The sequence below is a fragment of the Streptomyces sp. NPDC020884 genome, assembly GCF_044333935.1.
In the GTDB taxonomy this organism is placed as follows: Bacteria; Actinomycetota; Actinomycetes; order Streptomycetales; family Streptomycetaceae; genus Streptomyces.
Genome location: NZ_JBIRRY010000001.1, coordinates 423,929 through 445,847, shown reverse-complemented (window position 1 = coordinate 445,847; position 21,919 = coordinate 423,929). Strand labels below are relative to the sequence as shown.

22 protein-coding genes are annotated in these 21,919 nt (G+C 72.7%); 8 read left to right on the top strand and 14 right to left on the bottom strand.

Annotated elements, in window-relative coordinates; genetic code table 11:
* Window positions 1-16 precede the first annotated feature (16 nt).
* Window positions 17-1,555, bottom strand: a complete 1,539-nt coding sequence (locus tag ACH4UK_RS02040; RefSeq protein ID WP_398354149.1) for a PLP-dependent aminotransferase family protein — start codon at window positions 1,553-1,555, stop codon at window positions 17-19.
* 47 nt (window positions 1,556-1,602) lie between these two features.
* Here ACH4UK_RS02040 and ACH4UK_RS02035 point away from each other — a divergent pair, with 47 nt between their 5' ends.
* A complete protein-coding gene (locus ACH4UK_RS02035; protein ID WP_398354148.1) occupies window positions 1,603-2,121 on the top strand; it encodes a carboxymuconolactone decarboxylase family protein in 519 nt (172 codons plus the stop codon).
* Between the two features lie 24 nt (window positions 2,122-2,145).
* Here the strand turns inward: ACH4UK_RS02035 and ACH4UK_RS02030 are convergent, their stop codons facing one another.
* Both ACH4UK_RS02030 and ACH4UK_RS02025 read right to left on the bottom strand, forming a co-directional pair.
* The gene (locus tag ACH4UK_RS02030) at window positions 2,146-3,144 is read right to left on the bottom strand and encodes a hypothetical protein (RefSeq protein ID WP_398354147.1); all 999 of its coding nucleotides are present in this window, start codon (window positions 3,142-3,144) and stop codon (window positions 2,146-2,148) included.
* 4 nt (window positions 3,145-3,148) lie between these two features.
* On the bottom strand, window positions 3,149-3,514 hold the full coding sequence (locus ACH4UK_RS02025) for an ArsC/Spx/MgsR family protein (RefSeq protein ID WP_398354146.1): 366 nt from the start codon (window positions 3,512-3,514) through the stop codon (window positions 3,149-3,151).
* A 119-nt stretch (window positions 3,515-3,633) separates the two neighbouring features.
* Here ACH4UK_RS02025 and ACH4UK_RS02020 point away from each other — a divergent pair, with 119 nt between their 5' ends.
* The 4 genes from ACH4UK_RS02020 (at window position 3,634) to ACH4UK_RS02005 (ending at window position 6,145) form a co-directional block, all read left to right on the top strand.
* Complete coding sequence (locus tag ACH4UK_RS02020) at window positions 3,634-3,939, top strand: hypothetical protein (RefSeq protein ID WP_398354145.1); 306 nt, start codon at window positions 3,634-3,636, stop codon at window positions 3,937-3,939.
* Window positions 3,940-4,118: 179 nt separating this feature from the next.
* The gene (locus tag ACH4UK_RS02015; RefSeq protein ID WP_398354144.1) at window positions 4,119-4,949 is read left to right on the top strand and encodes a M55 family metallopeptidase; all 831 of its coding nucleotides are present in this window, start codon (window positions 4,119-4,121) and stop codon (window positions 4,947-4,949) included.
* 60 nt (window positions 4,950-5,009) lie between these two features.
* A complete protein-coding gene (gene cpt, locus ACH4UK_RS02010) occupies window positions 5,010-5,582 on the top strand; it encodes a chloramphenicol phosphotransferase CPT (protein ID WP_398354143.1) in 573 nt (190 codons plus the stop codon).
* Entirely contained in the window at window positions 5,579-6,145 is a 567-nt protein-coding gene (locus ACH4UK_RS02005; RefSeq protein WP_398354142.1) for a GNAT family N-acetyltransferase, read from the top strand. The genes cpt and ACH4UK_RS02005 overlap by 4 nt, the downstream gene beginning before the upstream one ends.
* Before the next feature lie 16 nt (window positions 6,146-6,161).
* Here the strand turns inward: ACH4UK_RS02005 and ACH4UK_RS02000 are convergent, their stop codons facing one another.
* Together ACH4UK_RS02000 and glnA are read right to left on the bottom strand one after the other, a co-directional pair.
* On the bottom strand, window positions 6,162-6,569 hold the full coding sequence (locus ACH4UK_RS02000) for a hypothetical protein (RefSeq protein ID WP_398354141.1): 408 nt from the start codon (window positions 6,567-6,569) through the stop codon (window positions 6,162-6,164).
* A 216-nt stretch (window positions 6,570-6,785) separates the two neighbouring features.
* Window positions 6,786-8,195, bottom strand: a complete 1,410-nt coding sequence (gene glnA, locus ACH4UK_RS01995; RefSeq protein WP_007450202.1) for a type I glutamate--ammonia ligase — start codon at window positions 8,193-8,195, stop codon at window positions 6,786-6,788.
* Window positions 8,196-8,476: 281 nt separating this feature from the next.
* Between glnA and ACH4UK_RS01990 the strand changes: the two genes are divergently transcribed.
* Window positions 8,477-8,884 carry an RDD family protein gene (locus ACH4UK_RS01990; protein ID WP_398354913.1) on the top strand — a complete coding sequence of 136 codons (408 nt, stop codon included), beginning with the start codon at window positions 8,477-8,479 and terminating at the stop codon, window positions 8,882-8,884.
* Between the two features lie 198 nt (window positions 8,885-9,082).
* Here ACH4UK_RS01990 and ACH4UK_RS01985 read toward each other — a convergent pair whose 3' ends face one another.
* The 4 genes from ACH4UK_RS01985 to lipB all read right to left on the bottom strand — a co-directional run bounded on the left by ACH4UK_RS01985 (window position 9,083) and on the right by lipB (window position 12,297).
* Complete coding sequence (locus ACH4UK_RS01985) at window positions 9,083-9,790, bottom strand: DUF4191 domain-containing protein (RefSeq protein ID WP_398354140.1); 708 nt, start codon at window positions 9,788-9,790, stop codon at window positions 9,083-9,085.
* A gap of 30 nt (window positions 9,791-9,820) precedes the next feature.
* Window positions 9,821-10,021 carry a hypothetical protein gene (locus tag ACH4UK_RS01980; RefSeq protein WP_003969591.1) on the bottom strand — a complete coding sequence of 67 codons (201 nt, stop codon included), beginning with the start codon at window positions 10,019-10,021 and terminating at the stop codon, window positions 9,821-9,823.
* A 270-nt stretch (window positions 10,022-10,291) separates the two neighbouring features.
* Complete coding sequence (gene lipA / locus ACH4UK_RS01975; RefSeq protein ID WP_398354139.1) at window positions 10,292-11,269, bottom strand: lipoyl synthase; 978 nt, start codon at window positions 11,267-11,269, stop codon at window positions 10,292-10,294.
* A 218-nt stretch (window positions 11,270-11,487) separates the two neighbouring features.
* Complete coding sequence (gene lipB / locus ACH4UK_RS01970) at window positions 11,488-12,297, bottom strand: lipoyl(octanoyl) transferase LipB (RefSeq protein WP_398354138.1); 810 nt, start codon at window positions 12,295-12,297, stop codon at window positions 11,488-11,490.
* A 302-nt stretch (window positions 12,298-12,599) separates the two neighbouring features.
* Here lipB and ACH4UK_RS01965 point away from each other — a divergent pair, with 302 nt between their 5' ends.
* Complete coding sequence (locus tag ACH4UK_RS01965; RefSeq protein WP_398354137.1) at window positions 12,600-14,180, top strand: regulator; 1,581 nt, start codon at window positions 12,600-12,602, stop codon at window positions 14,178-14,180.
* Window positions 14,181-14,213: 33 nt separating this feature from the next.
* On the opposite strand, the gene ACH4UK_RS01960 is transcribed toward ACH4UK_RS01965, so the two are convergent.
* Together ACH4UK_RS01960 and ACH4UK_RS01955 are read right to left on the bottom strand one after the other, a co-directional pair.
* Window positions 14,214-15,599, bottom strand: a complete 1,386-nt coding sequence (locus ACH4UK_RS01960; RefSeq protein WP_398354136.1) for an FAD-dependent oxidoreductase — start codon at window positions 15,597-15,599, stop codon at window positions 14,214-14,216.
* Window positions 15,600-15,790: 191 nt separating this feature from the next.
* Window positions 15,791-16,690 carry a TIGR01777 family oxidoreductase gene (locus tag ACH4UK_RS01955; RefSeq protein ID WP_398354135.1) on the bottom strand — a complete coding sequence of 300 codons (900 nt, stop codon included), beginning with the start codon at window positions 16,688-16,690 and terminating at the stop codon, window positions 15,791-15,793.
* Window positions 16,691-16,763: 73 nt separating this feature from the next.
* Here ACH4UK_RS01955 and ACH4UK_RS01950 point away from each other — a divergent pair, with 73 nt between their 5' ends.
* Complete coding sequence (locus ACH4UK_RS01950) at window positions 16,764-17,285, top strand: GNAT family N-acetyltransferase (RefSeq protein WP_398354134.1); 522 nt, start codon at window positions 16,764-16,766, stop codon at window positions 17,283-17,285.
* 10 nt (window positions 17,286-17,295) lie between these two features.
* Here ACH4UK_RS01950 and ACH4UK_RS01945 read toward each other — a convergent pair whose 3' ends face one another.
* The 3 genes from ACH4UK_RS01945 to aceE all read right to left on the bottom strand — a co-directional run bounded on the left by ACH4UK_RS01945 (window position 17,296) and on the right by aceE (window position 21,660).
* Window positions 17,296-17,817, bottom strand: a complete 522-nt coding sequence (locus ACH4UK_RS01945; protein WP_398354133.1) for a DUF4240 domain-containing protein — start codon at window positions 17,815-17,817, stop codon at window positions 17,296-17,298.
* A gap of 62 nt (window positions 17,818-17,879) precedes the next feature.
* On the bottom strand, window positions 17,880-18,869 hold the full coding sequence (locus ACH4UK_RS01940; protein WP_398354132.1) for a helix-turn-helix transcriptional regulator: 990 nt from the start codon (window positions 18,867-18,869) through the stop codon (window positions 17,880-17,882).
* Between the two features lie 121 nt (window positions 18,870-18,990).
* The gene (gene aceE, locus ACH4UK_RS01935) at window positions 18,991-21,660 is read right to left on the bottom strand and encodes a pyruvate dehydrogenase (acetyl-transferring), homodimeric type (RefSeq protein ID WP_398354131.1); all 2,670 of its coding nucleotides are present in this window, start codon (window positions 21,658-21,660) and stop codon (window positions 18,991-18,993) included.
* Window positions 21,661-21,919: the final 259 nt, after the last annotated feature.

The window sequence follows — 21,919 nt, the reverse complement described above, 5'->3', positions numbered from 1 at the left end:
GGGCCATTTCGGCGGCTCACCCCGGCGGCAGCGCCCGGCACAGGGCCTCCAGCGCCTCCGGGTAGGCGGATTCGGCGGGCGTGGCGTACCCGACGACGAGCCCGTCCCGGCCGGTGACGCCGACGGCAGGGACGGGACCGGCGGGACCGCCGGGACCGGCGTTCGAAGCACCCCGCGCACCCCACGCACCCTCCGCGCTCTGCGCACCCCGCGCACCCTCCGGGCTCTCCGCACCCCGCGCACCCCGCGTACCTTCCGCGCCCGGGTGCGAGAAGTCGGCGAGGCCCTCCACGGCCAGCCCCTGCCAGGCCGCCGCCCGGACCACCGAACGCTCGGTGCCGGGCGGCAGCTCCAGCACCGCGTGCAGACCGGCCGCGATCCCGGTGACCCGGACATGCGGGGCCCGCCGCTCCAGGGCCGCCACCAACTGGTCCCGGCGGCGGCGGTGACGCTGCCGCATCCGCCGCACCTGCCGGTCGTACGCGCCCGACTCGACGAAGTCCGCGAGCGTCAACTGCTCGGTGGCGCTGGAGAACTGCTCCCGCTCACCCTTCGCCGTCACGACGGGTGCGACGAGCCGCTGGGGCAGCACCATCCACCCGATCCGCAGGGTGGGGGACAGGCTCTTGCTCACGGACCCCAGCAGCACCACATGTTCGGGATCGAGCCCCTGGACGGCCCCCACCGGCTGCCGGTCGTAGCGGAACTCCCCGTCGTAGTCGTCCTCGACGACGAGCCCGCCGGTGGCGCGGGCCCAGTCGACGACGGCCGCCCGCCGCGCGGGGTGCAGCGGCCCGCCGGTGGGGAACTGGTGGGCGGGCGTGAGGAGTACGGCACGGTCGTGGCGGGTGAGCTCGTCGACCCGGGCGCCGTCCGCGTCCACGCCGAGCGGCCGGGTGCCGACGCCGTGCGAGGCGAGCAGCTCACGGTGGAAGGGCAGGCCGTACTCCTCCGCCGCCCACGGACCGCCCACCACGTCCGCCAGCAGCCGCAGCCCGTGCGCGGCCCCCGAGCACAGCACGATCCGCTCCGGCGCGGCCCGCACCCCGCGCACCCGGGCCAGATAGCCGGCCAGGGCCCGCCGCAGCTCGGGCCGCCCGTGCGGATCGCCGGGCCCGAACGCGTCGTCGGGGGCGGCGGCGAGCGCCCGCCGCGCCGAGGCCAGCCAGGCGGTGCGCGGGAAGACCGAGGGGTCCGGCTGCCCCTGGACCAGGTCATGGACCGGGCGGGCGGCGCGCTCGGGGGTACGCGGCCGGTGCACGGGGGTCACCGGGACGGCCCGCTCGGCGACCCGGGTCCCCGAGCCCTGCCGGGCGGCGAGCCACCCCTCGGCGACCAGCTCCGCGTAGGCGTCGGCGACGGTGTTGCGGGCGAGGCCCAGGTCGGCGGCGAGGGAGCGGTAGGGCGGCAGCCGGGTGCCCGGGGCGAGCCGCCCGCTGCGCACGGCGTCACGGAGGGCGGCCATCAGAAGGGCCCGGCGGTTGCCGGTCCCGGAGAGCTCCAGCGGCAGATCACTGCCCAGGATCTCCGCGGAATTGACCCATGAATCCTTCAAGGAAATGCACCCCACACCCAGTCGCCTGTCACTCTAGATTCGTACCCATGACGACGACGGAGATCAAGACGAACGACCGCACGACCACCCCCGCCACCACCGTCCGGAGCAACCGGGGCACGGCCCGGCTCGACTTCGCGAAGACCGCCCCGAAGGTCTTCCGGGCCGTGATCGGCCTGGACGCGGCGGCCCGCAGCGGGCTGGACCCGGCGCTGGTCGAACTGGTCCAGATCCGCGCCTCGCACCTGAACCGGTGCGCGTACTGCCTCCACATGCACACCACGGACGCGCGCAGGGCGGGGGAGAGCGAGGAGCGCCTGCACCTGGTCGCGGTGTGGCAGGAGGCGGAGCACTTCTTCACGGAGAAGGAGCAGGCCGCTCTCGACCTGACGGACGCGGTCACCCGGATCGGGGACGCCGGGGTGCCGGACGCGGTCTACGACCGGGCGGCGGCCCACTTCGATGAGGAGGAGCTGGCCCACCTGCTGGCCCTGATCTTCACGATCAACACCTGGAACCGGATAGCCCTGTCCACGGCCAAGCGCGCGGGCACGGACGAACGCTGAGCCCGTACGGCAGCCGGCACGGGGTCACATCAGCCGGGGCCGCAGCTTCAGCCAGGCCCGCACCTCGGCCCGCAGCTCCGGGTCCCGCACCCGGGGCAGCAGCCCACCGGCCGCGAGGGAGAGCCGCTTGGCGGTCCGGGAAGCGTTGACCGCCACCAGGTTCTCCGGTGCGTACGGTGTCGACTCCCGGGTCGTCACATCGGCCCGGGGCACCGGGATGGCGTCCAGACAGGCCCGTACGGCCGCATCCGGGTCGAGCAGCTCGTACCGCACGATCTCGCAGACGGTCTCCGCACGGTCGAGGACTCCGGCGGCCTCGCAGGCACCGAGCAGCCAGAGCGCCAACTCCTGCCAGGCGGCCCGATCGTGACCGTACCTCCCCGCACCCGCGTCCGGTTCGTCCGGCAGGAGCTGCCGGCACGCGACCCACAGGGACCACCGCCAACGCGCCGCCTCGTCCGCCTTCTCGGGCTGCTGCCGTCGCGCCCAGGCCTCCCGCTCCGGCGCACCGAGCCCGGCCAGATGCCGGACCCGGTCGCGTCCGGCCTCCCGGGACCACGGCGAGGGCTCCCCGCGAGGACCGGGAGCGAACCAAGCGGGCGCCGTCAGCTGCACCACCTCGCCGCTCTCCTCGTCGGCCAGCACCCCCACCCGGCTGTCCGCCCGGACGAGGCGGCGGCACCCCGTCCCGTCGGGCGTGACCTCCACGAGCGGAAAGCCGATCCGGTCCAGGGCCGCGGAAAGCTCGTCGACCCGCAGCGGCGGATCCAGCCGGTGAGCCTGCACGCTGAGGTACCGACCGGACCAGGTGCCACCGCCCCCGTCCCCGACCCGCTCCCAGGCGAGCTCCACGAGGTCGTAACACCGCAGCAACCGCCCCGGCCCGGTGAGGCTCTCGACGAACCCGTCGCCGAGGAGGCCGGTGACCTCCGCGGGCGTACACGTGGCATCGGCGCCGCTCACGGTGCCGGTGACGACGAAGTCGGTGAAGAACTCCATCCCGGGGGAGACCGGACGGGACACGGGGTCAGACACCGCGCCCCAACGCGTCCCGCACCGCCTCCTCGCTCCGCGCCACCACGGCCGTGCCGTCCTCGGCGGTGATGATCGGCCGCTGGATCAGCTTCGGGTGCTCGGACAGCGCGATGATCCACCGCTCCCGCGAACCGGCGTCCCGGGGCCACTCCTTCAGCCCCAGCTCCTTCGCCACCGCCTCCTGCGTCCGCGTGATGTCCCACGGTTCGAGACCGAGCCGGTCCAGAACGGCCCGGATCTCCTCGGGCGAGGGCACGTCCTCCAGGTAGCGGCGGACGGTGTAGTCGGCCCCTTCGGCGTCGAGCAGGGTGAGCGCGCCGCGGCACTTGGAACAGGCCGGATTGATCCAGATCTCCATGGGGCCAAGGTTACGCGAGGGACTGCCGAAATAGCCTCTGGCCAGGGGCGATTGTCAGTGGGGGGCGGTAAAATAGAGGGAGTTCGTGAGGGTTCCACCACGCTGCCAGGAGGATGCCGATGGCCGTTGCCGTAGTCACGACCGAGCCGCTCGACCGACAGCTCCCGATGCCCTTCCACCCGCCGCTTCCCGTGCCGCCGGCGAAGAAGCGGCTGCCCGCGGGCCGCCCCCGCGAGTGGTATGTCTCCCACAACCGCCGCCTCAAGGCCATGCGCCTGGCCATCGCCCTGCTCGACAGCGGGGTCTACCAGCCCTCCAGCGCCGGCAACCACCGGATACGGATCACGGCCGAGCGCCTGGGCATCCACCCGCCGTCCGACACCACCTGCCGCATGGTCCGCGCCCTGATCCGCTACGGCCGCTGACCCGCCCCGACCGTAGACCGTCCCTGGACCGCCGCTGGTCGGCCGCTCTGCCCCCGGACCACCGCGTCCGGGGGCACCGGACCGCTGGAGGCGGCCAGGACCGCGTTCATGAGCGCGGCACCGACGAGCCCCGCCGGCTCCTGACCGGCCTCGGGTACGCCGGGTAGGCTCCCGGGCCCATGAAGGCACTGATCTCGGTCGACATGGAAGGCGTCTCGGGCATCGTCCACCCCGCCGAGACGAACCCCGAACGTTACGACTACCAGCGCGGCCGGGAGTTGATGACGGCCGACGCGAACGCGGTCGTCGCGGGCGTCCTGGACGCCGAACCCACGGCGGATGTGCTGGTCGCCGACGCGCACGGCACCTTCCGCAATCTCCTGCCGGAACAACTGGACCGCCGGGCCCGCCTGGTGCGCGGCAAGCCGCGGGCGCTGCAGATGCTCGCCGGGCTCGACGCGGAGACCGACGCGGCGCTGTTCGTCGGCTACCACGTGCGCGCGGGGGAGGGGCCGGGCGTGCTGGCACACACGATGAACGGCGAGATCCTCGACGTACGGGTGGCCGGCCGCTCGCTGGGCGAGATCGGGCTCAACGCCGCGATGGCCGGCCACCTCGGCGTACCGGTCGTCCTGCTCAGCGGCGACGACGCGGCCTGCGCCGAGCTGACCGAGCTGGTCCCGGCGGCGGTCACCGTCCCGGTCAAGGAGGCGCTGGGCGCGGCGGCCGCCGTGACCCTGCACCCGGAGGAGGCCCGGGACCGGCTGCGCCGGGCGGCGGCGGACGCGGTGTCCCGCCGCGCGGCCATCGAGCCCCTGACGCTCGCCCCCGCCCCGCTGGCCGTGGAGGTCGACCTCGCGGGCTCGCACACCGTCGACCTGGCGACCCTGGTCCCGGGCGTCTCGCGGACCGGGGGCGCTCGTACGGTCACCTTCACGTCCCCCGACTACGCGACGGCGTACCGGCTGCTCCTGCTCCTCGCGCAACTGGCCACGATCAAGCCCGCCTGACCGACCGGATTCGTCCGAAAACGCGTCGAACACCGCACGGGTTGCCTCTAGGGTGACCGGGTGACATCCCAGGTGATCGTGCTGAACGGCGGCTCCAGCTCCGGCAAGTCCGGCATCGTCCGCTGCCTCCAGGCGGAACTGCCGGACCCGTGGCTCGCCGCGGCGATCGACGCTTTCGTCGACGCGCTGCCCGCGTCCCTGCGAACGTCGGACGCGGGCATCGAGTTCGCGGCGGACGGCGGCGTGGCTGTCGGGCCGGAGTTCCGCAGACTGGAGGCGGCCTGGCGCGAGGGCGTCGCCGCGATGGCGCGGGCCGGAGCGAAGGTCATCATCGACGACGTGTTCCTCGGCGGCCCGGCCTCCCAGGAGCCGTGGCGCAAGGCGCTGACGGGCCTCGACGTCCTCTGGGTGGGCGTCCGTTGCGAGGGCGCGGTCGCCGAGGCCCGCGAGATCGCCCGGGGCGACCGCCCCAGGGGCATGGCCGCAGCCCAGGCGGCGACGGTCCACCGGGGCGTGACGTACGACCTGGAGGTGGACACCACACACGCGGAGTCCCTGGACTGCGCGAGGACCATCGCCGCCCGCGCGACCGACCGCCCTGCCCCCCACCCGCACCAGGCTGGAGCACGATGACCGACCTCTGGACCGGCGAGAGAATACGCCTGCGAGGCATCGAACCGCAGGACTGGGAGGGCTTCCGGGCCCTGGCCCTGCACACCGTGGACGCCCGGAACGCCGACGTGGTCGAGCCACCCCGCTCGGACGAGAGCTTCCGCGCCTGGGCCACCGAACGCGCCGGCCGCACCCCGAACGCGGCCGCGTACCAACTGGTCATCGAGACCCGCTTCGAGCACGCCTTCGTCGGCGCGGTCTCGGTGGGCGAGACGGACGCACGGGCCGGCCGCTTCCGTACGGGCATCGAGGTCACCCGGGAACACCGCCGCCAGGGCTACGCGGCCGAGGCCAGCGAACTGGTCCTCACCTACATGTTCGCCGAACAGCGCAGCCACAAGTGCGAGGTGGAGGTCTACGCCTTCAACGACGCCTCCCTGGCCCTCTACCGCAAACTCGGCTTCGTGGAGGAGGGCCGCCTGCGCCAGCACGAGTACTTCGCGGGCGCCCACCACGACGTGGTTCTGCTGGGCATCACGGCGGACGAGTACTGGGCAGGACGGGCACGGCCTTCGCTGCGGTGATGCCGCCCCTCGACGGTCAGTGGGCCCGCTGACCGGTCGAGGCGGCGGAGCTCGCGAAGTCGAACTTGAAGTGGGTGCCCTTCAGGACGCTGCTGGCGATGACCTTCCATTGGCCCGCCGTGGTGGTCTTGTAGGAGCCCTGGCAGTAGTTGAGGCCGCCGCTGCTGCTGTAGAAGCAGACCCGCACCCTGCGGTTGGTGCCGGTCTTGATGTTGATGTCGGCGCAGTTGCCGGTCATGAAGTACGTGACGCTCTGCGGCTGGAGGTAGGTGCCCGACGGCTTGCTGTAGCTCCACGCGTCGCCGTAGCAGGACTGGGCGACCACATCGCCCTGGGTGGCCGCACCGGCCGTCCCGCCGATGAGACCGGCTCCGGCGAGCGCGCCGGTCAGGGCGGCTGCGAGGAAGCGCTTGCGGATGTGCATGGGAAACCCCCGTGAGTCGATGTCTGCGGCCGACGACTCGGTGAGGCGGGCCGCGTGCAATCGGTGACCACGATGGTGGATCGCGCCCGGGACCGGTACCTGGAATGTTTGAGGTACCGCCCGCCCGGCCGGCGGAACGAGCGAGGGCCGCCACCTCCAGAAGGAGGCGGCGGCCCTCGGCGTCTCGGGTGCGGGTGAGCCCGGCCCGGGGTGTTCCTAGATGTCGAAGTAGAGCTCGAACTCGTGCGGGTGCGGCCGCAGCTGGATCGGGGCGATCTCGTTCGTGCGCTTGTAGTCGATCCACGTCTCGATCAGGTCCGACGTGAAGACGCCGCCCGCCTGGAGGTACTCGTTGTCCGCCTCCAGGGCGTCGAGCACGGCCGGGAGGGAGGTCGGGACCTGCTGGACGTTGGCGTGCTCCTCGGGAGCCAGCTCGTAGAGGTCCTTGTCGATCGGCTCGGCCGGCTCGATCTTGTTCTTCACGCCGTCCAGGCCCGCCATCAGCAGCGCCGAGAACGCGAGGTACGGGTTCGAGGACGGGTCCGGGGCGCGGAACTCGACGCGCTTGGCCTTCGGGTTCGAGCCGGTGATCGGGATGCGCATCGCGGCGGAGCGGTTGCGCTGCGAGTACACCATGTTGACCGGGGCCTCGAAGCCGGGGACCAGGCGGTGGTAGGAGTTCACCGTCGGGTTGGTGAAGGCCAGCAGCGACGGGGCATGCTTCAGGATGCCGCCGATGTAGTAGCGCGCCATGTCCGACAGGCCCGCGTACCCCTGCTCGTCGTAGAAGAGCGGGACGCCGCCCTGCCACAGCGACTGGTGCACGTGCATGCCCGAGCCGTTGTCGCCGAAGATCGGCTTCGGCATGAACGTCGCGGTCTTGCCGTTGCGCCAGGCGACGTTCTTCACGATGTACTTGAAGAGCATCAGGTCGTCGGCCGCGGCGAGCAGCGTGTTGAACTTGTAGTTGATCTCGGCCTGGCCGGCCGTGCCGACCTCGTGGTGCTGGCGCTCGACCTGGAGGCCGTTCTTGTCCAGCTCCAGGGAGATCTCGGCACGCAGGTCGGCGAAGTGGTCGACCGGCGGGGTCGGGAAGTAGCCGCCCTTGTAGCGGACCTTGTAGCCGCGGTTGTTCTCCTCCGACCCGGTGTTCCAGGCGCCGGCCTCGGAGTCGATGTGGTAGAAGCTCTCGTTCGCCGACGTCTGGAAGCGGACGTTGTCGAAGACGTAGAACTCGGCCTCGGGGCCGAAGTACGCGGTGTCGGCGAAGCCGGTCGAGGCGAGGTAGGCCTCGGCCTTCTTGGCGATGTTGCGCGGGTCACGGCTGTACTGCTCACCCGTGATCGGGTCGTGGATGAAGAAGTTGATGTTGACGGTCTTGTCGCGGCGGAAGGGGTCCACCCGAGCCGTCGACAGGTCCGCGCGCAGCGCCATGTCGGACTCGTGGATGGCCTGGAAGCCGCGGATCGACGAACCGTCGAAGGCCAGTTCCTCGGCCGGGTCGAAGGTCGCTGCCGGGATCGTGAAGTGCTGCATCACCCCGGGCAGGTCGCAGAACCGGACATCGATGAACTTGACGTCGTTGTCCGCTACGTACTTCTGCACTTCGTCGGCGTTCTGGAACATCCAACTCCTCCTACTCCCGGCCCGGGAGGGACGGGGTTGTAGCTCGTGGTGCGGCCAGTGCGGTGGCACACGCTGGACCCGACCATAGGCAGGCGTGATTTCTCAAGCGTGACCCATTTGTTTCGCCCAAGTTAACCGGGGCGGTGGCGGGCGGCATCTCCGCGACTGTTTCCGGTGCCCCGCCCGGCCGGGGTCAAACACGGGCGCAGTACCGTGGACGGGTGGACAACAGGCAAGCAATCGGATCGTGGCTCTCGGGGCCCCGCGCGGCCGCCGAGGAGATGGGCGCCGACTTCGGCTACCGGGGCAAGGGCCTGGGGCTGCCCGAGGAGGGGCCCGGCTCGGTCGCGCCGCTCGGCCGGCGCTTCGGAGCCCTCTTCATCGACTGGGCGCTCTGCATGGTGATCGCATACGGGCTGCTCGCTCGCGGTGACCAGCAGGCGGCGGGGAACTGGGCGCTCGGGGTCTTCCTCGTGCTGAGCCTGCTGACCGTCGGGACCATCGGCTGCACGCCCGGGAAGCGTCTGATGGGCGTACGGGTGGTCGCCGACGACGGCGGGCGGCTCGGGTTCGTGCGGGTCGCCGTGCGGACCGTTCTGCTGCTGCTCGTCATCCCCGCGCTGGTCTGGGACCGCGACGGGCGCGGGCTGCACGACCGGCTGTCGCGCGCCGTGCAGGTCCGGATCTGACCTCTCCGACCCGGGCAGCCGTCCAGGTCCGGGATCTGATCTCGCCGATCCGGGCAGCCGTCCAGGTCCGGGATGTGACCTCGCCGATCCGGGCAGCCGTCCGGATCCGCAGGTGACCTCTCCGACCCGGGCAGGAGAACGGGGCGGCCCCGGGACCGTTCATCGGTCCGGGGCCGCCCCGTTTCGCGTAGGTCGCGGTCAGCCCATCTTTCCGCCGCGCGGCATCCGCATGCCCTTGGGCATCGGGCCCTTCGGCAGCGGCATGTTGCTCATCAGGTCGCCCATCGCGCGCAGCCGGTCGTTGGTGGAGGTCACCTGGGGGCCGGTCAGGACGCGGGGGAGCTTCAGCATCTTGGTACGGACCTTCTTCAGGGACACCTGGCCCTCGCCGTTGCCGACGATGATGTCGTGCACCGGCACGTCCACCACGATGCGGGCCATCTTCTTCTTCTCGGCCGCCAGCAGGCTCTTCACCCGGTTCGGGTTGCCCTCGGCCACCAGGACGATGCCGGCCTTGCCGACCGCCCGGTGGATGACGTCCTGGCTGCGGTTCATCGCCACCGCGGGGGTGGTGGTCCAGCCGCGTCCGATCCGGTCCAGGACGGCGGCCGCCGCTCCGGGCTGGCCCTCCATCTGTCCGAAGGCCGCCCGCTCGGCGCGCCGGCCGAAGATGATCGCCATCGCGAGGACGGCCAGGACGAAGCCCAGGATGCCCAGATAGACCGGGTGGCCGATCGCGAAGCCGATGCCGAGGAGGACACCGAACGTGAGGATTCCGACACCCGCGACGATGAGACCGATCTTGCTGTCGGTCCGCCTGGTCATCTTGTAGGTCAGGGCGATCTGCTTGAGCCGCCCTGCGTTCTCGGCGCTGTCCGCGCCCTCGGTTTTTGCCTTCCTCGCCATGTACTGAAGTTTACGTGGCGTGGGAGCGACCTAGGAACGGTGGTCGGCCACGGCTTCCAGCACGTGCTGGGCCTCCACCCGGTCCTTGGCGCGGCGGCGGTCCTCCAGGACGGCCGTCCAGGCGTTGCGCCGGGCGGTGCGCTGGCCGCTGCTCAGCAGCAGCGACTCGACGGCGCGCAGGGCGGTGGTGACGGACGGAAGAGCGTGGGCGCGGACCGGTGCGGCCTGCATCGTGGTGTTCCCCTCGAAATGGGTGCGCCCCGGGGGCGCGGACTGAGTACGGGAAGCGGTGACGGTGGCGGCCGCGGGGATCGCTGCCGCAGGTGTACCTAGGCTCACTGCTCGGTGTTACCAGTGCGTGACCGGGCGGTCAAACACCAATGAAACCTTCATTCCGCTGCCGCGCACGCCGAAGCGGTCCGGACGCGTCCCCGACCTGCGGGGAGTGTCCGGACCGCTTCGGTCACGCGGTTACTGCTCGGTAGCCGCTCGTGAGCGGATTCACACGGCCGGTGCGGGCCGGACGCTCCCGGCGGCCGCGTCGCGCGCCTCCATCGCCTGCTGGAAAAGACGCCCCGCGCGGTACGAGGACCGCACCAGCGGACCCGACATCACGCCGGAGTAGCCGATCGCGTCGGCCTCGTCCTTCAGCTCGACGAACTCGTGCGGCTTCACCCAGCGCTCGACCGGGTGGTGCCGTACGGAGGGGCGGAGGTACTGCGTAATCGTGATGAGCTCGCAACCTGCGTCGTACAGGTCCTGGAGCGCCTCGCTGACCTCCTCGCGGGTCTCGCCCATGCCGAGGATCAGGTTCGACTTGGTGATCAGACCGGCTTCGCGCGCCCGGGTGATGACCTCCAGGGAACGCTCGTAACGGAAGCCGGGGCGGATCCGCTTGAAGATCCGCGGCACCGTCTCCACGTTGTGCGCGAGCACCTCGGGACGCGAGGAGAAGACCTCGGCGAGCTGCTCGGGCTCGGCGTTGAAGTCGGGGATCAGCAGCTCGACCTTGGTCGCGCCGGCCTCCCGCTCCGCGGTGAGCGCGTGGATCTGGCGGACGGTCTCGGCGTACAGCCAGGCGCCGCCGTCCTCCAGGTCGTCGCGGGCGACGCCGGTGATGGTGGCGTAGTTCAGGTCCATCGTGACGACCGACTCGCCGACGCGGCGGGGCTCGTCACGGTCCAGCGCCTGCGGCTTGCCCGTGTCGATCTGGCAGAAGTCGCAGCGCCGGGTGCACTGGTCGCCGCCGATGAGGAAGGTGGCCTCGCGGTCCTCCCAGCACTCGAAGATGTTGGGGCAGCCCGCCTCCTGGCAGACCGTGTGCAGCCCTTCGCCCTTCACCAGCTGCTGCAGCTGCTTGTACTCGGGGCCCATCTTCGCCCGCGTTTTGATCCACTCGGGCTTGCGCTCGATGGGGGTCTGGCTGTTCCGGACCTCCAGGCGCAGCATCTTGCGCCCGTCGGGTGCGACAGCGGACACTCCGGCTCCCCTTTGCTCTCTGCTGCGGTTGGATTCGCGTCGGGTTCGCGTTGGGATGCGCGAGCGAGTCGCGAGGGATTCGCTTGGGATTCTTTGGCGAACACCAGGGTACGCCCGTACATCGAACGGCCTTACGCCTGCCCAACCTGCGGCCGGCGGGGCCTATTCCCCGGTCGGTGGTGGCGGTCGGGGCTACTGGCCGGTACGGCCGGTCGGCGCTAGGCCGGGGCCGCGGTCCTGGGCCGCTCGACCACCCGCGGCGCGAGCTCCGCGTTCTCCAGGATGTCCCGCAGGTGCTTCTCGGCGACCGGCAGCACCTCCTCGATGGTGATCTCCCGGCCCAGCTCGTTCGCGAGGGACGTGACCCCCGCGTCGCGGATGCCGCACGGCACGATCCGGTCGAACCAGGTGTTGTCCGGGTTCACGTTGAGCGCGAAGCCGTGCATCGTCACGCCCTTGGCGACCCGGATCCCGATCGCCGCCAGCTTGCGGTCCTCGCGGCGCTGGCCCGCGTTGGACGGGGCGTACTCGGGGCCGTTCAGCCGCGGGTCGAACTCCTCGTCCTGGAGCCTCGGGTCGAAGTCCAGCGCGAGCCCGCCCAGCGCCTGGCGCTGCTCGACCGGGTCGCCGAGCACCCACACGCCGCTGCGGCCCTCGATCCGGGAGGTCTCCACGCCGAAGTCGCCTGCCGTGCGGATCAGCGCGTCCTCCAGCCGGCGGACGTGCGCGACGACGTCGACCGGGCGCGGCAGCTTCTGGATCGGGTAGCCGACGAGCTGCCCGGGGCCGTGCCAGGTGATCTTCCCGCCGCGGTCCACATCGATGACCGGGGTGCCGTCCAGCGGGCGTTCGCTCACCGCCGTACGGCGGCCCGCCGTGTAGACGGGCGGGTGCTCCAGGAGCAGGCAGGTGTCCGGCACCAGGTCCTCGAACCGGGCCGCGTGCACCTCACGCTGCTTCTCCCAAGCCTCCGGGTATGCGACGGCCTGTTCGCCGAAGCCCAGACGGACGAACCGCAGCTCGCTCACCGATGCCTCCCTACCTGTGGCTCCGCGTGCCCGGAGGGGTGTCCCCGGGGTGACGGCGCCCTGCACTGATCGCGCCCGCATCCACTGTACGACCGTCGCGCGAACGGCCCCCCGGCAGGTGGGACGGCCGATGCGGGCGCGCTCCACGTGGGGGGCGTTTCCGTCAGCTCCGTCCGGAATCCTCACACGATCGGATGAACGTGGAGCAAAGGGTGGCTGTGACCGCCCCGGTGGCCGCTAAATTCGCGCCGTTCCCATGAGGGCTGCCCGTCCGGCCCCGAAGGCAGGAGACCGTACAGCTGATGTCGGAACGACCCCCGCAGCGCACGCCCAACCGCCGACTCGCCTCACTCATCGCGGAAGCCGGGTTCTCCCATGCCGGCCTGGCCCGCCGGGTCGATCAGCTCGGCCTCGAACACGGCCTCGACCTGCGGTACGACAAGACCTCGGTCACCCGCTGGCTGCGGGGACAGCAGCCGCGCGGCACCACCCCCGCACTGATCGCCGAGGTCTTCACCCGGCGGCTCGGGCGGCGGTTCTCCGCCCAGGACCTCGGGCTCGACGCCTGCGCACCCGTCTACGCGGGTCTGGAGTTCGCGGCCACCCCCACCGAGGCGGTCGACATCGTCAGCGGCCTCTGGCGCAAGGACTCCGGCACCCACACCGAGCTGCGCAAGATCGCCTTCACCCCGGCCGGACTCGTCGTCCCCAGCCGGGACTGGCTGATCGGCCGGGCCGACGAATGGGTGGCCCGGCCCGGCGGGGCCGCCCGCCGGGCCGGGGCAGAGGCCGGGGCCGTACCGGGTCGCGCGGACGGGGCGCCGCGCACCGAGATCCGGGGCCAGACGCGCCCGGCCGGACCGCTGCGGCCCACGCCATCGGGGCCCGCCGCCACACAGCCACCTGCCCCCGGGGCGTCGCCCGGGACTGGGGCGCTGCCCGTGGTCCCGCGCCAGCGGCAGACGGACCGCGGCCCCGGGCAGCGGGTCTGCGGCGGGGACGTCGCCGCGCTGCGCTCGGTCGGCGAGCTCTTCCGCACCCTCGACCACGCGTACGGCGGCGGCCACGCCCGGCAGGCCCTCGTGCGGTATCTGGAGCACGAGGCCGAGCCGATGCTCCGGGGCACCTACGGCGAGGCCACCGGACGGCGGCTGTTCGCGGCGGCCGCCGACCTGACCCGGCTGGCCGGCTGGACCTCGTACGACATCGCCGCCCACGGCCTGGCCCAGCGGTATTTCGTCCAGGCGCTGCGGCTCGCCCAGGCCGCCGGGGACCGCGGCTACGGGGCCTATGTGCTGATCACGATGAGCCGGCAGGCGGTCTACCTCGGGCACGGCAGGGAGGCCGTCCAGCTCGCCCGGGTGGCCCAGCAGGGCGTCGGCTCGGCTGCCCCGCCCCTCGTCCAGGCGCTGCTGCACGCGGTCGAGGCGCGCGGGCACGGGGTGCTCGGCGAGGCGCGTTCCTGCACCGCCGCCCTGACCCGGGCCGAACACGCCCTGGAGACCGCGCGCCCCGGCGACGAGGTGCCGCACTGGGCCCGCACCTTCGACGAGGCGCAGCTCGCCGACGAGCTGGGCCACTGCCACCGCGACCTCCAGCAGTACCGGGCCGCCGCCCAGCACGCCGAGCGGTCGCTCCAGCTGCGCGCCCCGGCGTACGCCCGCAGCAGGCTGTTCTGCCGGGTGGTCCTCGCCTCGGCCCGGCTGGGCCTGGGCGAGCTGGACCAGGCCTGCCTGCTGGGCGCGGAGGCGGCCCAGCAGGCGGCCGAGATGCGCTCGGTGCGCGCCACGGAGTACGTACGCGCCTTCGAGCGCAGCCTGGAGCCCTACCGGGACGCGGTCGCCGTACGCGGTTACCGGGACCGGGTCGCCGCCCTCGGCTGACCCGGGCGGCGGCCAGGAGCGGGCGGCGTCCCCTCACGCCGCCTCCGGCAGCCGCGGGCTCCCCTCGTGCGAGCCCGGGACGGACAGATCGGTGAGGATCGCCTCCGCCGCCCGGCGGCCCGAGTGCAGCGCGCCCTGGACCGTGCTCGTGTCGCGGTGGTCGCCGCACACGTACAGCCCGGCCAGCACCCGCACCGGGCGGCCCGGATCGTGCGGGGCCTCCATCGCGGGCACCGCCTCCGGGTCGTGGTGGGCCGCCAGCAGCTCCCAGCCGTCCGTCGGCACGCCGTACAGCGCCGCCAGATGCGCCCGCACCGAGCGGTCCAGGTCGGCCGGCGGGGTCCCGAGCACCGTCGAGGTGATCAGGGTCCGGCCCTCCGGCGCGCGCGAGGGGTCGACCTCGCTCATCACCGCGGTGTACGCCACCGGGCCCGACCGGTCGCCGTCCAGCACCAGCGACCGGCCCGTCGGCGGCGGGGCGGGCGCGGTGTGGTGAAGAACCGTCACCGGGTGGAAGGACGGCACCCGCAGGCCGGGCAGCAGCTCGGCCGCCGCCCCCGCGCCGGTCGCCAGCAGCAGCGAGCGGCACCCCAGCTCGCCGTGCTCCTTGGTGCGTACGGAGGTGATGTCGGCGGCCGTCACATGGACGCCGGTACGCACCGTCCCCGGCGGCAGCGAGGCCGCCAGCAGCTCCGGCAGCGCCGCCGAACCGCCCGCCGGTACGCCCAGGCCGCCGCGCGCGTAGTCCCGCAGCGCGAGATCGGCGCACCGGCTCGAGGTGGTCAGGGCGGGATCGCTGAGCAGCGCGGCGAGCAGCGGGCGCAGGACGCCGTCCACCGTTCGGCCGGGCAGACCGACCCCGGCCAGGGCATCGGCCGCCGTCCGCTCCGGGCGGGCCAGGAGCCGGGCCTCCGGGACGGCCGCCAGCCGGGACAGCGCCGCGCCCAGCCGGGCCCGGTCGATCGCCCCGGCCACCGTGGAGCCCCGGCCGCCGCCGCGCGACGGCGCACCGGGCTCGTTCCCGTACCCGCTCTGCGCCGCCCAGGGAGCGCGATGAGCCCGGGGGGCGCTCGATCGGGTGCGTACCGCCCTGAGTGCGCCCCTCGCGCTCCGTATGTCGCCGGTGAGATGGCGGCGGCCCTCACTGTGGACCAGGACCCCCGGCGCGAACTCCCGCAACTCCGGGGCGCCGAGCCCCGGAGTGCCGGTCAGCTCGGGCCAGGAGGTGCAGAGCAGCGGGCCGAGGCGGTCGAGCCGGAACCCGTCCACCTCGTCGGTGGCGAGCCGGCCGCCCACCCGGGGCGCGGCCTCCAGGACGCTGACGCCGAGCCCCGCCCGGGTCAGCAGGTGGGCCGCTGACAGGCCGGCGATTCCGGCCCCGATGATGACCACGTCTGCGTGGTGTGCCGTGCTGCGCACGTGCCCCTCCCCGAGTCGGTGCGACTGGTGGGAGGCTCTTGCCCCCAACAGGCCCCCGGAATGCCGGAGTTCGCATCGAGGCTAGGAGGATGGCTGATACTGGGTCAGACGCGCGTGCCGGGGGGCACCGGGGCACGGGGTCGCACACGCCGCGCCGGGCGGCCGCAGAGGGGCGCGCGGGCCGGTGGCCCTCAGCGCAGCGCGGCGCGGATCGCCCCGTCGATGCCGGGGAAGGCGAACGAGAAGCCGGAGTCCAGCAGCTTCGCCGGGATCACCCGCTGGCTGCCCAGCACATCCCCCGCGAACTCCCCGAGCACCAGCCGCAGCGCGGGGGCCGGCGCGGGGAACAGCGTGGGGCGGCGCAGGACCCGGCCCATCGCGGCGGTCACCTCGGCGTTGGTGACCGGGTCGGGACCGGTCAGGTTCACCGGCCCGGTCAGCGTCTCGGTGTCCAGGATGTGCCGCAGCGCCGCGACGTGGTCGTGCAGCGCGATGAAGCTCCAGAACTGGCGGCCGTTGCCCAGCTTCCCCCCGAGCCCCGCCCTGAACAGCGGGAAGAGCCGCCCCCAGGCCCCGCCCTCGCGGCCGACGACCAGTCCGGTCCGGGCGTGCACCGTGCGCACGCCCGCTTCCTCGGCGGCGGCGGTGGCCGCCTCCCACTCCTCGCAGACCGAGGGCAGGAACCCGTCCCCGGGCGGTGCGCTCTCGTCCACCGGGCGGTCCCCGGTGTCGCCGTAGAAGCCGATGGCGGAACCGGCGAGCAGCACGCGGGGCGGAGTGTCGAGCGAGGCGACGGCCTCGGCGACGGCGGCGGTCCCCAGGACCCGGCTGTCCCGGATCTCCCGCTTGTAGGCGTCGGTCCAGCGGTGGTCGCCCACCCCGGCCCCGGCCAGGTGCACGACGGCGTCGCAGCCGACGAGGCCGGCCACGTCCACGTAGCCACGTTTCGGGTCCCACTCGACCTCGTCGCCGGTGCTGGCGGGCCGGCGCACCAGACGGGCCACCTCGTGCCCGTCGGCCCGCAGCGAGCGCACCAGCGCCGCTCCGATGAGTCCGGACGATCCGCTGACGGCGATACGGGAGCTCGGCATGCGCCCATCCTGCCCCATGGGATGCCACGGAATGCCATGGAACGCAGGGAACACCGCGTGGCACAGTGACGCCATGGCCGCACTCACACTCCGCCCCGTCCGCACCGCCGCGCCCGCCGACGAGGACGGGCTCGCCGAGCTCGACCGGTCGACCTGGTCGACGCTGCACGCGGTCATGCCGAAGCCGGTGCCCCCGTACGACCTCTTCTTCGGGGAGGGGCACCCTCCGGAGGACTTCCTCGTGGTGGAGGCGGCGGGGGACGACGGCGTGGCGCGGGTCGCCGGGTACCTCCGTCTCGTCCCGCCCACCCCGCTCGCCGCCAACGCCCATGTACGCCAGATACGGGGCCTGGCCGTGGCCGGGTGGGCGCGCGGCGCCGGTGCGGGGCGGGCCCTGCTGCGGGCCGCGTTCGCCGAGGCCCGCGGCCAGGGCGCCAACCGGATCACGCTGCGGGTGCTCGGGCACAACACCCCCGCCCGCGCGCTGTACGCCTCCGAGGGCTTCGCCGTCGAAGGGGTGCTGCCCGGGGAGTTCTTCCTGAACGGGCGTTACGTCGACGACATCTGCATGGGCCGATCGCTCGGACCCGTCTGAGCCCCGGGGATCACCGGGGCCCGAAGCGGTCCCACAGCCCGGGAAAGCGGGCGGCCAGCGCCTCCTCGTCCTCGAAGTCGACCGGGCTGCCCAGCGGCTCGGCGGCCTGCGGCGGCAGCCCCAGGTCGGGCGCGACCACACCGGTGAGCTGCTCGTACGCCTCGTCGGCCGCGTAGCCCAGGTCCTCGCCGTCCCCGTCGAGCTCCTCGTCGAAGTCCTCCAGCAACTCCGCCAGGCCGTCCGGATCGTGCAGCGCCCCCTCGAAGACCTCCCGGCCCTGGCCGATCAGCCAGCAGCGGAAGTAGTCGAACGCGTCGTCGCTCGCCCCGCCCAGCAGTACGGCCGCGGCCCCCCACAGATCCCAGTGGTAGGCGCGGTTGTAGCGGGCCTCGAAGTGCCGGGCGAAGTCCAGCACGGAATCGGGATCGAGCTGCACCAGCCGTTCCACCAGCAGGTCGGCGTGGTCCTCGGGGTCGCCGTCGGCGGCCTCGCGGGTGCTGTCGATGATCTCCCAGAATTCCGTTTCGTCCATCACGGGTCCAGCATCCAGCCTGCCGGGTGCTCCCGCACGCGCAGACACCGAATTGAAGCCTTTCAGCGATACATCTCGTGCAGGCGTTCGGCGGCGTCCGCGAACCGGACCCGCAGTGACTCGGGCGCCAGGATCTCCAACTCGGGTCCCAGCGCCAGCAGCTGGCCGTACGCCACGTCCAGCGATTCCACCGGCAGTGTGAGGGTGATCCGGCCGTCCCGGCCGGGCTCGGAGGCCTGCTCGAGCGCTGCCGCGGCCGCCGCCCGGTCACCGGTGTACGCGAGCTGCCGCGCCCCGCGCCCGGACACCCGTACGGTCACCTCCGTACGGAGCAGGGACCGGGCGAACCCGGCGGCCCGCTCCTCCCAGAACCCGGGCAGATCGAAGGTCTCGTCCCGCTCGAACCGCTCCTCGGCCGCCTCCACGGCGGTGAACCGGTCGATCCGGTAGACCCGGAAGTCCTCCCCGGCCCTGGCGCAGAGATACCAGACCCCGGCCTTGAGGACGAGACCGTACGGAGCGAGCTCCCGCGCCACCTCCGCGCCCCCGTCGCCCGCCCCGCGGCCGCCGCCCCTGCGGTAGCGGGCCCGCAGCAGCCGGTCGTCCCAGACCGCGTCGGCGATCGCGGGCAGCAGTTCGGGGGTCTCCGGCTCGTGGTACCAGGAGGGCGCGTCCAGGTGGAAGCGGCGGGCGGCGGAGGAGGAGGCGTCGCGCAGGGAGGGCAGCAGCGCCGCCGACACCTTGAGACGGGCGGCCGACGCCGCGTCCTCCAGGCCCATCTCGCGCAGCGCGGCGGGCAGTCCGGAGAGGAAGAGCGCCTCCGCCTCGTCCCGGGCGAGGCCGGTCAGCCGGGTGCGGTAGCCGCCGACGAGCCGGTAGCCGCCGGCCCGGCCGCGTTCCGCGTACACCGGGACGCCCGCGTCGGACAGCGCCTGCGCGTCCCGGGTGACCGTACGCTCCGACACCTCCAGCTCGGCCGCCAGCTCGGCGGCGGTCATCGCGGGGCGGGCCTGCAGGAGCAGCACCATCTTGATCAGCCGGGCAGCGCGCATGGGCCCATTGTGGCGGCACCGGCGCGGTGGAGAGCGCCGGAAACCCCCGGCCGCCGGGGCGGACGCGTCGTCGGACGCGCCGGCCCCGGTGACCGGGGGTTCGGATCGGTACGGGAGGGGCTCAGAGCCCGTAGCGCTCCCGGGCCTCCTTGACCGCGGAGGCCGGGACCTCGCCGCGCCTGGCGAGCTGGGCCAGCGAGGCGACCACGATCGAGCGGGCGTCGACGCCGAAGTGGCGGCGGGCCGCGTCGCGGGTGTCGGAGAGGCCGAAGCCGTCCGTGCCGAGCGAGGACCAGTCCTGCTCCACCCACTGGCTGATCTGGTCCGGGACCTGGCGCATCCAGTCGCTGACCGCGAGCACCGGGCCCGGTGCGCCGGAGAGCGCCTGCGTCACGTACGGGACCTTCACCTCGCCGCGCAGGAGCGCCTCGTCGGCCTCCAGCGCGTCCCGGCGCAGCTCGCCCCACGAGGTGGCGGACCAGACGTCGGCCGTGACACCCCAGTCGGCGGCCAGCAGCTCCTGGGCCTCCAGGGCCCAGTGGATCGCTGTGCCGGAGGAGAGCAGCTGGAGGCGCGGCGCGTCCGCCTTCGCGGGCGTGCCCTCCTTGAAGCGGTAGAGGCCCTTGACGATGCCCTCCTCGACGCCCTCGGGCATCGCGGGCTGGGGCTTCGGCTCGTTGTAGACCGTCAGGTAGTAGAAGACGTTCTCGGCCTCGGGGCCGTACATCCGGCGCAGACCGTCCTTGACGATCACCGCGACCTCGTACGCGAACGCCGGGTCGTAGTTGAGCGAGGCCGGGTTGGTGGCCGCGATCAGGTGCGAGTGGCCGTCCGCGTGCTGGAGGCCCTCGCCCGTCAGGGTCGTACGGCCCGCCGTGGCGCCGACGATGAAGCCCTTGCCGAGCTGGTCGGCGAGCTGCCACATCTGGTCGCCGGTCCGCTGCCAGCCGAACATCGAGTAGAAGATGTAGAACGGGATCATCGTCTCGCCGTGCGTCGCGTACGACGTGGCGGCGGCGATGAAGTCGGCCATGGCCCCGGCCTCGGTGATCCCCTCGTTGAGGATCTGGCCGTCCTTGGCTTCCTTGTAGTACATCAGCTGGTCGCGGTCGACCGGGTCGTACGTCTGCCCCAGCGGCGAGTAGATGCCGGCGGACGGGAAGAGCGACTCCATACCGAAGGTACGGGCCTCGTCCGGGACGATGGGGACCCAGCGCTTGCCGGTCTCCTTGTCCCGCATCAGGTCCTTCACCAGGCGGACGAACGCCATGGTGGTGGCCATCTCCTGCTTGCCGGAGCCCTTGTACAGAGCCTTGAACGCGCGCTCCTCGGGCTGCGGCAGCGCCACCGCGTGCACCCGGCGGGCCGGCGCGGGGCCGCCGAGGGCGGCACGGCGCTCCTGGAGGTAGCGGACCTCGGGGGAGTCGGCGCCCGGGTGGCCGTAGGGGACCAGCCCGTCCTCGAAGGCGCTGTCGGGGATCGGGAGACCGAGCAGCTCGCGCATGCTCTTGAACTCGTCGATCGACAGCTTCTTCATCTGGTGGTTGGCGTTCTTCGACTCGAAGCCCTTGCCGAGGGTGTAGCCCTTGACCGTCTGGGCCAGGATCACGGTCGGCGCGCCCTTGTGCTCGACCGCCGCGCGGTAGGCCGCGTACACCTTGCGGGCCTCGTGGCCGCCGCGGGAGGTGTAGAAACACTCGGCGATCTTCGCGTCGCTGAGCAGCTTCGCCAGCTCGGCGAGCGCGGGCTCGGCGCCGAAGAAGTGCTCGCGGATGTAGGCGACGTCGCGGGTGGCGTACGTCTGGAACTGCGCGTCCGGGACCTCGCGCAGGCGACGCAGCAGCGCGCCCGTGGTGTCCAGCTGGAACAGCTCGTCCCAGGCGTTGCCCCAGAGCGTCTTGACGACGTTCCAGCCGGCCCCGCGGAACTGCGCCTCCAGCTCCTGGACCACGCGGAAGTTGGCGCGGACCGGGCCGTCGAGGCGCTGCAGGTTGCAGTTGATGACGAAAGTCAGGTTGTCGAGCTGCTCACGGGCCGCGAGGGCGAGGGCCGCGGTCGACTCGGGCTCGTCCATCTCGCCGTCGCCCAGGAAGGCCCAGACGTGCGAGTGGGAGGTGTCCTTGATGTTGCGGTTGGCCAGATAGCGGTTGAAGCGCGCCTGGTAGATGGCCGAGAGCGGGCCGAGGCCCATCGACACGGTGGGGAACTCCCACAGCCAGGGCAGCCGCCGCGGGTGCGGGTAGGAGGGCAGGCCCTCGCCGCCCGACTCCTGGCGGAACTTGTCGAGCTGCTGCTCGCTGATCCGGCCGTCGAGGAAGGCGCGGGCGTAGATGCCGGGGGAGGCGTGGCCCTGGATGTAGAGCTGGTCGCCGGAGCCGTCCCCCTCCTTGCCGCGGAAGAAGTGGTTGAAGCCGGTCTCGTAGAGCCAGGCCGCCGAGGCGAAGGTGGCGATATGGCCGCCTACCCCGTACCTGGCGCCCCGGGTGACCATCGCGGCCGCGTTCCAGCGGTTCCACGCGGTGATCTTCGACTCCATCTCCAGATCGCCGTCGAACGCGGGCTCGGCGGCGGTCGGGATGGAGTTGACGTAATCGGTCTCCAGCAGCTTGGGCAGCGCAAGACCGGCGCCCTCGGCGTGCTGCAGCGAGCGGCGCATCAGGTACGCGGCGCGGTGCGGGCCGGCGGCCTGGGTGACGGCGTCCAGGGAGGCCGCCCATTCGGCGGTCTCCTCGGGGTCACGGTCCGGGAGCTGGTCGAGCTCGCTCGGAAGCTTTCCTACGGGGTCGGTCATGATCGCCGCCTTCCGGAGAGGAGGGGGGTGGAGAAGGCCCTGGCTGGCAGGACAGGGCGATGGGGCCGGTGGGCCCGCGAGATGAACTGTAAGGCGCTGATCGATGATCGATCAAAGGATTGAAGGCAAAACTTCTCGATAGTAAGAAAAGTGGCATGGGGTGCCGCGAAAGGGGGCACGGAGTGACGCGAAATAGCGTGCAAATAGGGCGCTGACCTGCACGGAAGAGCAGGCCGGCCGCCAGATGATCGGAGCCCGC

What these genes read in the sequence shown, in the direction of transcription:
- ACH4UK_RS02035 (WP_398354148.1), top strand. Translation starts at nt 1,603, where the DNA reads ATGACGACGACGGAGATCAAGACGAACGACCGCACGACCACCCCCGCC.
- ACH4UK_RS02025 (WP_398354146.1), bottom strand. Translation starts at nt 3,514, where the DNA reads ATGGAGATCTGGATCAATCCGGCCTGTTCCAAGTGCCGCGGCGCGCTC.
- ACH4UK_RS02020 (WP_398354145.1), top strand. Translation starts at nt 3,634, where the DNA reads ATGGCCGTTGCCGTAGTCACGACCGAGCCGCTCGACCGACAGCTCCCG.
- ACH4UK_RS02015 (WP_398354144.1), top strand. Translation starts at nt 4,119, where the DNA reads ATGAAGGCACTGATCTCGGTCGACATGGAAGGCGTCTCGGGCATCGTC.
- ACH4UK_RS02005 (WP_398354142.1), top strand. Translation starts at nt 5,579, where the DNA reads ATGACCGACCTCTGGACCGGCGAGAGAATACGCCTGCGAGGCATCGAA.
- ACH4UK_RS02000 (WP_398354141.1), bottom strand. Translation starts at nt 6,569, where the DNA reads ATGCACATCCGCAAGCGCTTCCTCGCAGCCGCCCTGACCGGCGCGCTC.
- glnA (WP_007450202.1), bottom strand. Translation starts at nt 8,195, where the DNA reads ATGTTCCAGAACGCCGACGAAGTGCAGAAGTACGTAGCGGACAACGAC.
- ACH4UK_RS01990 (WP_398354913.1), top strand. Translation starts at nt 8,477, where the DNA reads ATGGGCGCCGACTTCGGCTACCGGGGCAAGGGCCTGGGGCTGCCCGAG.
- ACH4UK_RS01985 (WP_398354140.1), bottom strand. Translation starts at nt 9,790, where the DNA reads ATGGCGAGGAAGGCAAAAACCGAGGGCGCGGACAGCGCCGAGAACGCA.
- ACH4UK_RS01980 (WP_003969591.1), bottom strand. Translation starts at nt 10,021, where the DNA reads ATGCAGGCCGCACCGGTCCGCGCCCACGCTCTTCCGTCCGTCACCACC.
- ACH4UK_RS01965 (WP_398354137.1), top strand. Translation starts at nt 12,600, where the DNA reads ATGTCGGAACGACCCCCGCAGCGCACGCCCAACCGCCGACTCGCCTCA.
- ACH4UK_RS01955 (WP_398354135.1), bottom strand. Translation starts at nt 16,690, where the DNA reads ATGCCGAGCTCCCGTATCGCCGTCAGCGGATCGTCCGGACTCATCGGA.
- ACH4UK_RS01950 (WP_398354134.1), top strand. Translation starts at nt 16,764, where the DNA reads ATGGCCGCACTCACACTCCGCCCCGTCCGCACCGCCGCGCCCGCCGAC.
- ACH4UK_RS01945 (WP_398354133.1), bottom strand. Translation starts at nt 17,817, where the DNA reads ATGGACGAAACGGAATTCTGGGAGATCATCGACAGCACCCGCGAGGCC.
- ACH4UK_RS01940 (WP_398354132.1), bottom strand. Translation starts at nt 18,869, where the DNA reads ATGCGCGCTGCCCGGCTGATCAAGATGGTGCTGCTCCTGCAGGCCCGC.
- aceE (WP_398354131.1), bottom strand. Translation starts at nt 21,660, where the DNA reads ATGACCGACCCCGTAGGAAAGCTTCCGAGCGAGCTCGACCAGCTCCCG.